The following is a 12,146-nucleotide window of genomic DNA, read 5'->3' as shown; positions in this document are numbered from 1 at the left end:
TAAGTTAAACAGATACGCAACGCTTGGCGTTCACTTGCCCTAGGGTCATAACAGGGTGTTATTTACTTTTATAGAAAATCAGAAGCTTATGGATGATAATTCTGAAATATGGCGCCAGTACTATGAGAAGGCACTTGCTCGCCCGCATTCAAAACGAACTGAGTTTGCCGTCCAACTCAACGAATCAAAGCTCAAAGTCGCCATAGACTGTGGTTGTGGAACAGGCAGTGATATCGAGTATTTAGAGCGGCAAGGCTTTAACGTTCATGGCTTCGATATTAACCCTGACTCGGTCGCTATTTGTAGAGACAGGTTTGGGTCAAAGTCATTAGTGGATATTACTGAGTCTTCGTTTGAGACATTCGACTACCCAAAATCTGGAGTAGTAATCGCAAACTCAAGCTTGTTCTTCGCAGACCCAAAGCAATTTGAAGCGACATGGAACAAGATTAAATCTTCAATTGAAATCGGTGGGGTGTTTGCTGGTGATTTTATGGGTTTCAAAGACAGTTGGGCTAACAACTATCGCAACCCAACAACACCTTTATCGGAATCAGAGGTAAAAGCTTTGCTCTCAGGTTTTGAAATAGTCATGTTCTTTGAACGTGATGAAGAAGCGAAAACTTCATTGGGAAGAATGAAGCATTGGCACACATATTCCGTGGTCGCGGTGAAACGTACATAGCACACAGTAGAAGCAGATTTGCAACGCTTGGCACTTTCGCATCGCTCAAGTTTAGCCACGCGTTGTTCACACTTAAGTGCGACATTAGAAAACTTATTGGATACAGATAACAAGGAGAAGTTAGTGCAAGGAAGCAAGGAAATTGAAGTAGTTTTGGCAAGTCGTTGGTCTCGGTTCTGGGCAGCATTTATTGATGTTTTGGTGATCATGATAGCCTACTTGCCAATAGTTTTTGTCGAGCAACTGGAGAGGGTGTTTTATCAATCTAATAATTATTTTCTCGACATTTTGTATTTTGCCACCTGTTATCTAATTCTTAATGGTTATCTCTTACACAAGCATGGGCAAACGATAGGAAAGAACGTTTTCGAAATTTCTATTGTGGGCATAGATAACCAGCGTATGGGATTCAAGGGAATCGTACTAAAACGATGGTGCCCAACACTTCTAATGGGGCTAGTTCCTTTTCTACCGTTGATTGATATATTGTTCATTTTCCGTAAAGATCGCCGTTGTCTGCATGATCTTATAGCGAAGAGTAAAGTTATTGATGTATCAAAACCAAAAGAGTTAGATTTTAGTCAAGCGGACTAGTGTTCTAGCATGATGTTATGTGCTGACATGGAAATGGGAATGGAAATGGAAATAACAATTGGAAAGTCTATTGAACTCATCGAAAAGGCTCAGGCTATTCGTTATCAGGTATTCACGGTGGAGCAAAGTATTCCGAATGAATTGGACTTTGATGGCTTAGATAGTGTTGCGGAACATGTTCTTGTTACAGAGACGGATCAAGCTGTAGCGACGGCGCGTTTAGTTATCCATGGTGATGGTTCTTCAGTTATGGCAAGAGTTGCTGTCCTTGAAGCTTATCGAGGTCGCGGTATTGCCTCCATTGTAGTTAACAAGTTAATTGAGTATGCCAAAGAGCAAGGAGTGAGCTCTATAGAAATTCATGCCCATAGCTATTTGCGTGGTTATTATGAAAGACTTGGATTTGAGTTTATCCAAGAAGTAGAGATAGTTGGAGAGCATCAACTCATCGAAATGCGCTATCAATTAGTACTCACATAAACGGCGGTACATGGTTGGAGAGTCCAATGCACCTAAAGTACAAAATTACCGACCCCGGATGTAAAGAGTTTTCAGCGCTGGTGCAAGAGCTAAATGCCACTCTAAAAGCGATCACGACCGACACTGGTGAAAGTTCATTTGTTCGTGACGAGTTCTGTCCTAGTACGGATGGATGTATAGTGATTTATGACCAAGATATAGCGGTAGCTTGTGGGCTATTCAGAAAACATCAAAATGGCTCATGTGAACTAAAGCGTATGTTCTCCAAAGTAAAAGGCGCAGGTAGTTATCTGATTTCACAGCTTGAATCTTATGCTCTCCAAAAAGGTTATGAGCGTGCGGTGCTATCGACACGAAGAGTAAATAGGCTAGCAATCAAATTCTACAAACGACATGGTTACAGTGAGATCGAGGCATATGGAAAGTATGTGCATACGGATAGATCGATCTGTTTAGGCAAGGCCTTATGTAACTAGGAGACAATATGGATATAGCGGTTGTAACATTTGATGGATTTAATGAACTAGATTCGTTTATCGCATCGGCAATTTTAAATCGCATGAAAGACCAAGGCTGGAATGTTCAGATAACCTGCCCGACAAAGTCGGTGACGTCAATGAATGGTCTTGAGATTGTTGCTCAGCAACCACTAGAGTTCGCTAACAAAGCTGACGCAGTACTTTTTGGCAGCGGAATGCTAACAAGACAAATAGCTCGGGATGAAGCGATTTTATCGCGATTTTCCTTAGATTCGTCAAATCAGGTGATAGGGGCGCAGTGCTCAGGAACGCTACTCTTATCTGCGTTAGGACTGCTAAACGATGTGCCCGCTTGCACTGACTTAACGACGAAACCTTGGGTGCAGGAGTTAGGGATCGACGTTCTTGACCAACCATTGTATGCCAGCGGGAATATCGCGACATCGGGTGGTTGTTTATCGTCAACGTACTTAGCTGCGTGGACTATCTGTAAGTTGGCCAGCAAAGAAGATGCAATGGCAGCCATCCACTATGTTGCACCGGTAGGTGAAAAAGAAGCGTCACTCGATCATTGTATGTCTGTGATATCAGCTTACATTTAGAACACCGTCTAGCACAGCACTATATGCATTCAGAGTTTTACCAACGGAAGGGAATCGATGAAGTTAGCACAATTAAACATAGCATTGTCCAAATACCCATTGGACGCACCGGAAATCAAAGATTTTGTTGATAATTTAGACTTGGTCAATGGCATAGCGGAAGAAAGTGACGGCTTTGTTTGGCGCTTAAAAGATGAAAGTGGTGATGCGACCAGTATCCAGCTCTTTGATGACCCAAACATGATTGTCAACATGTCCGTTTGGGAATCCGTAGATACGTTGAAAAACTTTATGTTCAGAACTCATCATAGAGACTTTATGCGACGTAAGAGCGAATGGTTCCATCGTCTTGATGAAGACAGTTATGTTCTTTGGTGGGTCAGTGATGACCATATTCCCACCACAGAAGAGGCTCTAGAGCGATTGGAGCACCTGCGTAAGAATGGTGATAGCGCTTATGCGTTTACATTTAAAAGTAACTATACGCCTGATGATGTAAAAGTGTTGGATTAATATTTCCTATTAAAACTATGGCTTTGGAGGATTTCTGATGGGAACAATAGTTGGATTAGTAATTCTAGCGGCAGTAGATTGGTATCTCGTTCGTAAAACAGGATTACATATTCATCAATGGGTCTCTAAAAAATACAACGAGTATTTACTGGGCAAGCAAAACAATAAATAGTGTTCGTGTAGTCTATGTGACTAAAAGCCGTCTTTCGTTTATCAATAGATGAATGGATGATTCCTCTTTAGGGCGAGCACCTAGTTATTCATTATGTGCAGTAGACAATGTGAACAGACTCGCATCGTGTTTGAGTTACGGATTTCAATTTTAGCCTTCTATAGAACAATGAAACAGGAGGTTCTATGAAGCGTTGAAGCATCCCCATGCACTAGATGCCTGTAAGTCTTCAGTGATTGTGGGAATAGCAGTACTACTAGCATTACAGTTTGTTTTTTCTTTGGAGCAAAGTGCGTTCACTTATGGTGGTGTGATCGTCGGCGCGGTATTTCAATACATAGCCATTATGCGAAAAAGTGAAAGTAACCTTACTGTCGATACGACCGATGTGTATTTGTTTGGTATTTCTGCGGCATTAAGATGTCAAAAGTCGATTCTTGGTAAACCGTATATTCGTGTTACGTCTTTAACGCGTTATGGCTACCATAGAGTAAAGGTTTACGAGGACTGGGTAACGGAGTGTGACTGGCAGTTTATGTTGACTAAGTGCTCATAAGATGGCGATGAAGCATAGAGTATTCATGGTTCAGTACATTTATGTGTAATTCGGATGACAAGTTTGGTGAAATCTATGATTAGCTGTGAACAATATGATTACATTGAAATAGTTTGCTTATATCACTATCCAATAGAATTAACGATGAAATCTGGAGAGCGAATTAACGGTGTTGCCTTGGATACAAAGCGCAACGACCAAAAGCAAGAATGTATCGAGATGAAGGTCGACGAAACCAAACTGCTAGTTATTCTTGAGGACATCTCTAAACTTACAGTTAGTGTGAAAAATCCACATTTTACTGAGGTTACGTTTCTGTAGCACTAACGCGTAGCGCCGTGCCAGGAAGGGGTTAAGAGGACTATGATAGTCGATACAGCCACCAAAAAGGATTTAAGTAGTATTGTTTCCTTAGTGAAACAAGTGGCAAGCTGTGATGTTTTGCCATTGTTAAGCATACAAGGACAAACTGAGTTTACTACAAGAGTACTTAGCGATATTGAGACTACGTTGGATACGACAGCTTTCTGTACACTCAAAGTTGTCATTGATAAGGAAATTGTCGGTTACGGAGCGCTTCGTAACGGTAACTATCTTACTCACCTTTTCATATCTAAACATTGCCAAGGTAAAGGTATAGGCAAAGCCTTGCTTACTCGTCTTTTAGAGACTTCAACAGAGTCTGAAATTGATCTGCGCTCTTCGATTAATGCGGCAAGCTTCTACGAAAACTATGGGTTTAACCGAATAGGCGAAGAGACTGAGTTTAATGGTATTCGATTTGTGCCAATGCGTTTGGTGCGGTTTTAGACACCTCACCTGTCATAGAGGATGACATGACATTTAGCGAGATAAAAGCTGGAAATATACAGCTTCAAAAAGAACTGCTTCTTATTGCATTATGGACACCAGACGACGAAGCAGACCATAGTCCAGAGGTATTAGAGCTTCCGCATATCAAAGCATATTATGAAAACTGGGGTAGGGAGGGTGATATTGGTTTCTTTGCAATGTCTCCAGATTCAACGCCAATGAGCATCGTGCAGGCACGCTACAAGTCCAGTCAAACGAAAGCCTACTCTGATTACCCGGAAGTCGCGATAGCGATTCATCCGAACTATCGAGGACAGGGGATTGCGTCTGCGCTAATGGAGCAACTTATCAAATCTACTCCGTCGGGGCTGAGACTCGGTGTTCACCCAAAAAATACGTCTGCAATCAAGCTGTATGAGAAATATGGTTTTAGAACGTATGAAGTTGCCGAAAGTGGCTATGCACAGATGGTTCGTGAAATTTAGTATCTTAGTGCAGACTTACTGGCGTTGAAGCAGTTGCTCGGCGCGAAATAGCGACTAGTTATCAAATGTAATGAGAAGGGAAAGACGATGCCTATGACTATCAAAGGTAGATGCTTATGTGGCTCTGTGGAGTTTGAGTTAGAAGATAGATTCGAGAACTTCTATTTTTGCTACTGCGAGCAATGTCGAAAAGTGACGGGGTCGTCTCATGCCTCCAACGCGATTACGGATAAGCACAACTTAACTTGGTTAAAGGGAGAGGCTTTAGTTGTGCGTTTCGACCACCCAGAAGGCAGTTTTTCCAAGGTATTCTGCTCTCGTTGTGGTTCAGGTTTACCCCATGAATCCCAGAATGGTACCGATCTTGTTGTGCCAGTGGGGAGCCTTGATAGCGCACCCACATTATCGCCCACTGGCCAAATCTTTAGTGCAGAGAAGACTAAGTGGTTTAAAGAAGGTATTTCAGCCCCAGAGTATAAAGGGTTTAAGACGGTCAGTGAGGAATAGACGTAGTAGTTTACGCGCTAAAACAGCATCATTTGCCAACTGCCGCTTTCATCCACCTCGTTAACATTTAAGGCTTCACTGTGGTAGGTCACCCAGGCTTTTTTACTCCGAGGAAATTCTCTTCTTAGCGCTTTCTTAGCATACCTTCTGATTCTTGCGGCATCTCCGGTCGCAATCCATTCGTTAAAACCTGTTTCAATCAGTTGAAAAACGTCCAAATCAACCCTGCAAATCAAAAAGCCACGGTCTTTTTTAAATGTCTTGAACTGAACCTTATCGCCGATTTGAAGGCGTCCAAGTTGTCTGTCGACTAACGGTAAGACTTGAGAGATTGGAATCATAGTGGGCCTGCTTTGCGAGATAAGCGATGAGGATAGCAACACATTCATCTCATCTACTATCAAAGATTAATGAACCTAGGTTCAAAGCTTTTTACTCACCTATTTATTGATGAACTTACCGCAAGAATTATATAGAATGATGTTCCTTATAATTCTTTGTGGGTGAATGAGTGCTAAATATCGTTGATGTGATTGAGAAAGGTGAGTTTCAGGGGGCACTTGAACTTAACTACGCGATGTATCGAAATAGCTACAAGCAGAACTACGAGCAACTGACGGATATTAAGCTCGTTGGAGATAGTCGCGAGGTTCGGATTATGAACAAGTGGATAGCTAAACACTTTCCAGAGATCGTGCTGAGCAGCGAGTTGTCGGAGGAAGAGTGTGACGGCTACAACCGAAGCACGATTGAAGCGGAAGGTGAGGAGCGGTTGTCGACCTTTGATAAGTTTCGTTATGACGAATTTTGGCGGATCTCAAGTTCACTGTCGAGCGTTGCAGACTTTCACAATCTTTTCGACGTAGATCATGCTAAAAGTATCCGAGAGCACGGGATAGAAGCGATTCATCCTGATAACCTGAATATTATGTTGTTTAGAGCGAATCGCAAGAAGAGCTTTAAATCGCAAGAACGATATTCGTGGGAGCGACAGGAGGAAGTTATATGGGCGTCTTTGCGAGCTGTCACTGAGCTCTCTACGGATGAAGAGAGAGTGGTGAGAGCTTTAGTTAGTCAGCTTAAAGCTCTCTATTAATAGGCTTTAATGCCAATGATAAAAAGGAATGTCGATGAATCTAAATCAAGTGACTTTAGCGGTACACGATATCGATGCTGCTGTAGAGTTTTATAGTAAATTAGGATTAAAGCAGATTGTCGCAGACTCACATTACGCGCGTTTCTCCTTTCCGGATGGTGATGCGACGTTTTCTATCTACCTTGATAAAGATAAGCAGGGGCTAGAATGTCGAGGAGTGGTTTATTTTGAGCATGAAGAGTTAGACGATTTGGTTGGCAATATGAAAGATAAAGGCATAGCGTTTATCAAGGAGCCGACTATGCAGCCGTATCTGTGGAGAGAAGCAACGTTACAGGACCCCTCAGGTAATCTGATCAAACTGTACTGGGCTGGTGAGAATCGGTTAAATCCACCTTGGAAGCTGAATGACACCGAATCAAAGTAGTTTGGGTGTGAACCATTGAATCGATTGATACAATTATTTGAAAATGATAGTGCCAGACTAGAAGCCATCCATCAGGTCTATCTTCTTGCGCTACCTCAGTGTTATTTAGCGGCGGGCTTTGTTCGAAATCTGGTTTGGGACCACCTGCATGGCAAGAAAGACTCAACACCATTGAATGACATCGATGTTGTCTATTTTGATCCAAATGAAACCGATGACTCCACATACCTTGTTTATGAAGACATGCTGAGCGAGGTAATGCCTCAATATCATTGGCAAGTTCGAAACCAAGCAACGATGCATGCCCGAAATGGGGATACGCCTTATACAAGCACCCTAGATGCTATGAGTTATTGGCCAGAAAAAGAGACAGCGGTGGGGATCCGACAAGTCGCCCTTGGACAGTTTGAATGTATATCTGCATTTGGTTTCGATTCGCTGTTCCAAGCTAAGCTATCGCCCAATCCGAAAAGACCATTGAGTGTTTTCCATACACGAGTAGAGTCAAAGCAGTGGTTGACTCAGTGGCCTTTACTGACTGTTGTAGAGCCAAACTAAAAGTAGTCGCTATATGCTCATCCACTATAAACATTTAAAAGTGATATGAATTTTCTGTTGACCTCAACTTAACATGAGGTTTTAAGCTTACTCTCAGCAGTCAACGGAGGATAAGCTATGCAGAATAATTATGAACCTTTGCTATGGAAGAAAACGTTTCAAGAAGAAGTGGCGAGAGAAGTAGTACAAGCACAAAAGCGAGGGCTTCATTGGCCGAGCTTCTCTTTCGGAGTGGTGGTCGCCGTGTTGATGACGAATCTGATGTGGTGACTCTTTCTAGAAGTAGACCACACCAGATTCTGGGTATCACGAGCTTAGGTTATAGTGCAGCTAGAATGGCTTCTGCAGTACTGACCTCAAATTGACTTGGGGCTTCTACATTGAGCTTAGTAACCACGCCATTATCGATAATCATGGCGTAGCGTTGAGAGCGCACGCCACCGAAAGATGCTGTATCCATATCCAGTCCGATCGCTTTGGTAAACGCCGCATCGCCGTCACCTAACATGAGCAGTTCGCTGGCGTTGTGTACCTCACCCCAAGCTTTCATTACGAATGCATCGTTCACTGACACGCAGCAAATGAGGTCAACGCCTTTTGCCTTGATCGTATCAGCATTGACGACAAACCCTGGTAGGTGAGCCTCTGAGCATGTCGGTGTGAATGCGCCAGGAACCGCAAATAACACTACTTTTTTATCAGCAAAAAGTTCAGCCACATTGTGATTTACCATGCCGTCTGCAGTGAGTTGGCTAAGGGTTACATTAGGTAGAGCTTGCCCTTGTTGAATCATGTTTCTTCCTTATTAATTAGCTAATTGACTTACCTACTCAAAGATAGACTATCTGATCGAAGCTTGGCACTAAGGTCGACAGATTTCACGCTTTGGTGCAAAATAGCCCTCAATATTAATAGAAAATTGATGAAGTTATGTCACTCCCTCCTTGCCCAAATTGTCAATCTGAATACGTTTATCAAGACCAGTCTCAATTAATCTGCCCAGAGTGTGCCTATGAGTGGAATCCTGTTGAGGCGGAAGAAAATAGAACGCTGAACATCAAGGATGCCAATGGGACTCGCCTTGAAGAAGGGGATCGTATTACATTGGCAAAAGACCTCAAAGTTAAGGGCAGCTCAATGGTTATGAAGATCGGCACCAAAGCTGTGATCAGAAGAATTGTCGATGGAAAGGATCATCAACTAGACTGCAAGGTCGATGGCGCCGGTGAAATGATGATTACCGCAAAGTTTGTTAAGAAAGCGAACGTATAAATCTTGTCAGGCAAGGGGAGAAGTATGAAGTTAGAATGCCTTGCCCCTTGTCATTTCGACATGCTGTTCGAGTTTGAGCGCGATAACAAAGCTTGGTTCGAACAGTATGTTCCCGCTAGACCCGCGAGCTACTCTCAATATACGTCTTTTGTCACCGCTCAATACGCTTTGCTCGAAGAGCAGTGTTGTGAAACTAGCCTTTTTCTCGTCCTAATCAATGAGGACTGTATTACCGCTCGTGTTAACTTCACCAACGTCGAAGAAGGTGAATGTGAGTTGGGGTATAGAGTCGGGCAAACTTATGTAAATGGCGGAATAGCGACTCAAGCCGTTCATGATTCGTTATTACTCGCACGGCAAAAACTCGATCTTCGTTTAGTCTACGCAAAAGCTGCTACTAATAATCCAGCATCGATTCGTGTTCTTGAAAAATCGGGATTTTCCCGCACTAAGCAGCGACCTGAATTGATGCGCCTCAATGAGGATGTATTAAAACTGGCTCATTTTGAACTTTCCCTTAAGTGATAATTAACTATGCCAGCTGCTAACCCCCCTTGCTTATTCTCTCTTCACTCTGTCCTCAAAAGCGCCCGTTGTGAAGAGCAGCTGGTGGCTTTGTTTCAACAAGAATGGTCCGATTTCACTCATGAGTCACTCAATATGGCGAATGCGCCTGAAGCGATTGTTGTGGAGCGTAATAATGAGGTCGTAGCAGGTGTTGCTTTTACTCGTTATCCAGCACCCGATGACCCGAATGTGCAGGCACTGTGGTTAAACGCGGTGTATGTTAAGTCAAAATACAGAGGGTTGGGGTTGGCAAGGCGTCTGGTGTTGGCTGCGATACAAGAAGCGTACAAAATTAATGAGCCTGCTTTGTATGCTTATACCAACGTGGGCGTAATGTATGAAAGGTTGAGTTGGGAAAAAATCGCAGAAGAAGAGGAAAATGAAGTAGGGCACAGCGTTTATCGTTATAAGCTCGACGCTATGCCCAGTTCTGTGCCCTAAGTTCTAAACTCTGTGTTATCTACTCGCCGATTGCAACGCCTTCACGGCGAGGGTCAGCGGCACCTTCTAAGCCATTTTCCGTAAAACGGATAGCATGCAGCCCTGAGTTCAACTCGCGAGCGTTAATTTTATAGCCCATCTTCTCAAATTGCTGTGCATAGCCTTCTAATGGCGTATTCACCTCAATATCCATCTCCCCAAAACGGTTGATCATGCGTGGTTGATCGATGGCTTCTTGAATGTTCATTCCCCAATCTAGGTGAGCGACGATCGTTTGTGCGACGTAACCGATAATACGACTGCCACCTGGTGAGCCAATTGCCATATAAGGCTTATCTTCTTTCATCACTATCGTTGGTGACATAGAGGAACGAGGACGCTTGTTTGCTTCTATACGGTTGGCGACGAGTTTATCTCCCTGCTTCGGTACGAATGAGAAGTCAGTAAGCTCATTATTGAGTAGGAATCCGCTTGCCATGACGCGCGAACCAAACACGTTTTCAATAGAAGACGTCATGGAGATGACATTGCCTTTAGCATCGACGACGTTGAAATGCGTTGTTGAAGGAAGCTCTATGGCTTGATCCTTCGCTAGGCGAGCGCTGTTGCTTGAAGGAGGATTACCTGCTGACACTTCAGTAAACGCTTTGTTAGGTGTGATGAGTAGACTGCGCTCACGCATATAACTTGAGTCGAGTAGTCCATCCGTCGGGACATCATAGAAATCGCTGTCTGCCATGTAGAGTCCACGGTCGGCAAAGGCTAATCTTGACGCGTCTGCTAAGACTTGCCAACTAACAGGGTTGTCCTTACCAAGCTTATCGAGTTCAAAGGGTTCAGAAAGCATCATGATTTGACCGAGAGTCAGAGCACCACTGCTCGGTGGACCCATTCCGCATACCTCATACTGCTTGTATGGGGCGCAAACCGCGGCTCGCTCAACGACTTGATACTGAGTGAGATCCTCTAGTGACAGCTTACCTGGGTTAGTCTTGGATTCATTACGTACCGCATCGACAATCGATTGAGCCACCGCACCTTTATAGAAGCCATCGCTGCCTTTTTCTGCCATTAGCCTCAGTGTTGCTGCGTACTCTGGATTTTTCAGCAATGTTCCTTGTGTTTTGGGTGAGCCATCTGCTTGCAGCAAATAGCTTGCGGTGGTTGGGTGCTTTGCTAGAAATTTAGTGTCGTTGGCAATCAGTTTGGCAAGACGCGCGCTTATCACAAATCCAGATTCGGCTTTCGCTGCTATCGGCTCAACGATCTTAGCCCAATCAAGCTGTCCGTATTTTTGGTGGACATCCCAAAGCAGCTTGACTGTTCCCGGTGTTCCAACAGAACGACCGCCGACGACAGCGTCATAAAACTTCATTGGCTTTCCGTCTTTACCAATAAAGAGATTTTCATCGGCTGCAGAAGGTGCCGTTTCACGTCCGTCAAAGGTGGTCAGTTTTTTGGTTTCATTGTCCCAATAAACTAGAAAGGAGCCTCCTCCAATACCGCTTGATTGTGGTTCAACCAAGCCAAGCATTAATTGCACTGCAACCATGGCGTCGACAGCGTTACCACCTTGTTTAAGAACATCTGCGCCTGCTTGAGTGGCGGTTGGGTTGGCGGCGGTAACCATCCAGTTTTCTGCTGTGACTAGCGGTTTTGAGGTAAAGCCTGTGGCAATTTCGGGCGCAAAAGCGTCGGTGGCTTGTTGATTTGCTAAGACCGGTATTGAACTGATTAGGGAGACAAGTGGGATAAGCCGAAGCAACGGTGTTGTCATGGGGATTCCTTATTATTTTTCTGCTTTTTTAATATGAGAGGCTAGGCTGATTATCTATACATGGACATCTATTTGCCAACTAAATGCAACACATATGTAACATATCATCCTCATTATTAGGA

General features: G+C 43.7%; 21 protein-coding genes. 18 read left to right on the top strand and 3 right to left on the bottom strand.

Annotation, left to right across the window (positions count from 1 at the left end; genetic code table 11):
• Positions 1-88 precede the first annotated feature (88 nt).
• The 11 genes from J4N45_RS09050 to J4N45_RS09000 all read left to right on the top strand — a co-directional run bounded on the left by J4N45_RS09050 (position 89) and on the right by J4N45_RS09000 (position 5,886).
• Positions 89-685 carry a class I SAM-dependent methyltransferase gene (locus J4N45_RS09050; protein WP_252014611.1) on the top strand — a complete coding sequence of 199 codons (597 nt, stop codon included), beginning with the start codon at positions 89-91 and terminating at the stop codon, positions 683-685.
• Positions 686-892: 207 nt separating this feature from the next.
• A complete protein-coding gene (locus J4N45_RS09045; protein ID WP_503056882.1) occupies positions 893-1,279 on the top strand; it encodes an RDD family protein in 387 nt (128 codons plus the stop codon).
• A gap of 45 nt (positions 1,280-1,324) precedes the next feature.
• Positions 1,325-1,759, top strand: a complete 435-nt coding sequence (locus tag J4N45_RS09040; protein WP_252014609.1) for a GNAT family N-acetyltransferase — start codon at positions 1,325-1,327, stop codon at positions 1,757-1,759.
• 26 nt (positions 1,760-1,785) lie between these two features.
• Entirely contained in the window at positions 1,786-2,235 is a 450-nt protein-coding gene (locus tag J4N45_RS09035; protein ID WP_252014608.1) for a GNAT family N-acetyltransferase, read from the top strand.
• Positions 2,236-2,243: 8 nt separating this feature from the next.
• On the top strand, positions 2,244-2,840 hold the full coding sequence (locus J4N45_RS09030) for a DJ-1/PfpI family protein (protein WP_252014607.1): 597 nt from the start codon (positions 2,244-2,246) through the stop codon (positions 2,838-2,840).
• A gap of 57 nt (positions 2,841-2,897) precedes the next feature.
• Positions 2,898-3,353: a DUF3291 domain-containing protein gene (locus J4N45_RS09025; protein ID WP_252014606.1), complete on the top strand. Its 456-nt coding sequence runs from the start codon at positions 2,898-2,900 to the stop codon at positions 3,351-3,353.
• Between the two features lie 365 nt (positions 3,354-3,718).
• A complete protein-coding gene (locus J4N45_RS09020; RefSeq protein ID WP_252014605.1) occupies positions 3,719-4,081 on the top strand; it encodes a hypothetical protein in 363 nt (120 codons plus the stop codon).
• Positions 4,082-4,156: 75 nt separating this feature from the next.
• Positions 4,157-4,402: a Rho-binding antiterminator gene (locus J4N45_RS09015; RefSeq protein ID WP_252014604.1), complete on the top strand. Its 246-nt coding sequence runs from the start codon at positions 4,157-4,159 to the stop codon at positions 4,400-4,402.
• Between the two features lie 42 nt (positions 4,403-4,444).
• Entirely contained in the window at positions 4,445-4,891 is a 447-nt protein-coding gene (locus J4N45_RS09010) for a GNAT family N-acetyltransferase (protein WP_252014603.1), read from the top strand.
• A 26-nt stretch (positions 4,892-4,917) separates the two neighbouring features.
• Positions 4,918-5,379: a GNAT family N-acetyltransferase gene (locus tag J4N45_RS09005; RefSeq protein WP_252014602.1), complete on the top strand. Its 462-nt coding sequence runs from the start codon at positions 4,918-4,920 to the stop codon at positions 5,377-5,379.
• 87 nt (positions 5,380-5,466) lie between these two features.
• The gene (locus tag J4N45_RS09000; RefSeq protein WP_252014601.1) at positions 5,467-5,886 is read left to right on the top strand and encodes a GFA family protein; all 420 of its coding nucleotides are present in this window, start codon (positions 5,467-5,469) and stop codon (positions 5,884-5,886) included.
• A gap of 17 nt (positions 5,887-5,903) precedes the next feature.
• Here the strand turns inward: J4N45_RS09000 and J4N45_RS08995 are convergent, their stop codons facing one another.
• Positions 5,904-6,227: a hypothetical protein gene (locus J4N45_RS08995; RefSeq protein WP_252014600.1), complete on the bottom strand. Its 324-nt coding sequence runs from the start codon at positions 6,225-6,227 to the stop codon at positions 5,904-5,906.
• A 170-nt stretch (positions 6,228-6,397) separates the two neighbouring features.
• Between J4N45_RS08995 and J4N45_RS08990 the strand changes: the two genes are divergently transcribed.
• From J4N45_RS08990 to J4N45_RS08975, 4 genes are all read left to right on the top strand, one after another.
• The gene (locus J4N45_RS08990) at positions 6,398-6,982 is read left to right on the top strand and encodes a hypothetical protein (protein ID WP_252014599.1); all 585 of its coding nucleotides are present in this window, start codon (positions 6,398-6,400) and stop codon (positions 6,980-6,982) included.
• 34 nt (positions 6,983-7,016) lie between these two features.
• On the top strand, positions 7,017-7,409 hold the full coding sequence (locus J4N45_RS08985) for a VOC family protein (protein ID WP_252014598.1): 393 nt from the start codon (positions 7,017-7,019) through the stop codon (positions 7,407-7,409).
• 15 nt (positions 7,410-7,424) lie between these two features.
• The gene (locus J4N45_RS08980; protein WP_252014597.1) at positions 7,425-7,967 is read left to right on the top strand and encodes a nucleotidyltransferase family protein; all 543 of its coding nucleotides are present in this window, start codon (positions 7,425-7,427) and stop codon (positions 7,965-7,967) included.
• Between the two features lie 117 nt (positions 7,968-8,084).
• On the top strand, positions 8,085-8,237 hold the full coding sequence (locus tag J4N45_RS08975; RefSeq protein WP_252014596.1) for a hypothetical protein: 153 nt from the start codon (positions 8,085-8,087) through the stop codon (positions 8,235-8,237).
• Between the two features lie 49 nt (positions 8,238-8,286).
• On the opposite strand, the gene J4N45_RS08970 is transcribed toward J4N45_RS08975, so the two are convergent.
• Positions 8,287-8,760 (bottom strand): peroxiredoxin, encoded by a 474-nt coding sequence (locus J4N45_RS08970; RefSeq protein WP_252014595.1) that lies wholly within the window; start codon positions 8,758-8,760, stop codon positions 8,287-8,289.
• A 137-nt stretch (positions 8,761-8,897) separates the two neighbouring features.
• Here J4N45_RS08970 and J4N45_RS08965 point away from each other — a divergent pair, with 137 nt between their 5' ends.
• From J4N45_RS08965 to J4N45_RS08955, 3 genes are all read left to right on the top strand, one after another.
• Positions 8,898-9,239, top strand: a complete 342-nt coding sequence (locus J4N45_RS08965) for a zinc ribbon domain-containing protein YjdM (RefSeq protein WP_252014594.1) — start codon at positions 8,898-8,900, stop codon at positions 9,237-9,239.
• Between the two features lie 24 nt (positions 9,240-9,263).
• A complete protein-coding gene (locus J4N45_RS08960) occupies positions 9,264-9,764 on the top strand; it encodes a GNAT family N-acetyltransferase (RefSeq protein WP_252014593.1) in 501 nt (166 codons plus the stop codon).
• A gap of 84 nt (positions 9,765-9,848) precedes the next feature.
• Positions 9,849-10,247, top strand: a complete 399-nt coding sequence (locus J4N45_RS08955; protein WP_252014592.1) for a GNAT family N-acetyltransferase — start codon at positions 9,849-9,851, stop codon at positions 10,245-10,247.
• A 19-nt stretch (positions 10,248-10,266) separates the two neighbouring features.
• Here the strand turns inward: J4N45_RS08955 and ggt are convergent, their stop codons facing one another.
• Positions 10,267-12,024, bottom strand: coding sequence for a gamma-glutamyltransferase (ggt, locus tag J4N45_RS08950; RefSeq protein ID WP_252014591.1), 1,758 nt, complete (start codon positions 12,022-12,024; stop codon positions 10,267-10,269).
• Positions 12,025-12,146 lie beyond the last annotated feature (122 nt).

The sequence above is a fragment of the Vibrio sp. SCSIO 43140 genome (genome assembly GCF_023716585.1).
In the GTDB taxonomy this organism is placed as follows: domain Bacteria; phylum Pseudomonadota; class Gammaproteobacteria; order Enterobacterales; family Vibrionaceae; genus Vibrio; species Vibrio maritimus_B.
The sequence above is the reverse complement of the archived record's forward strand: the minus strand, read 5'-3'. Positions and strand labels throughout refer to the sequence as shown.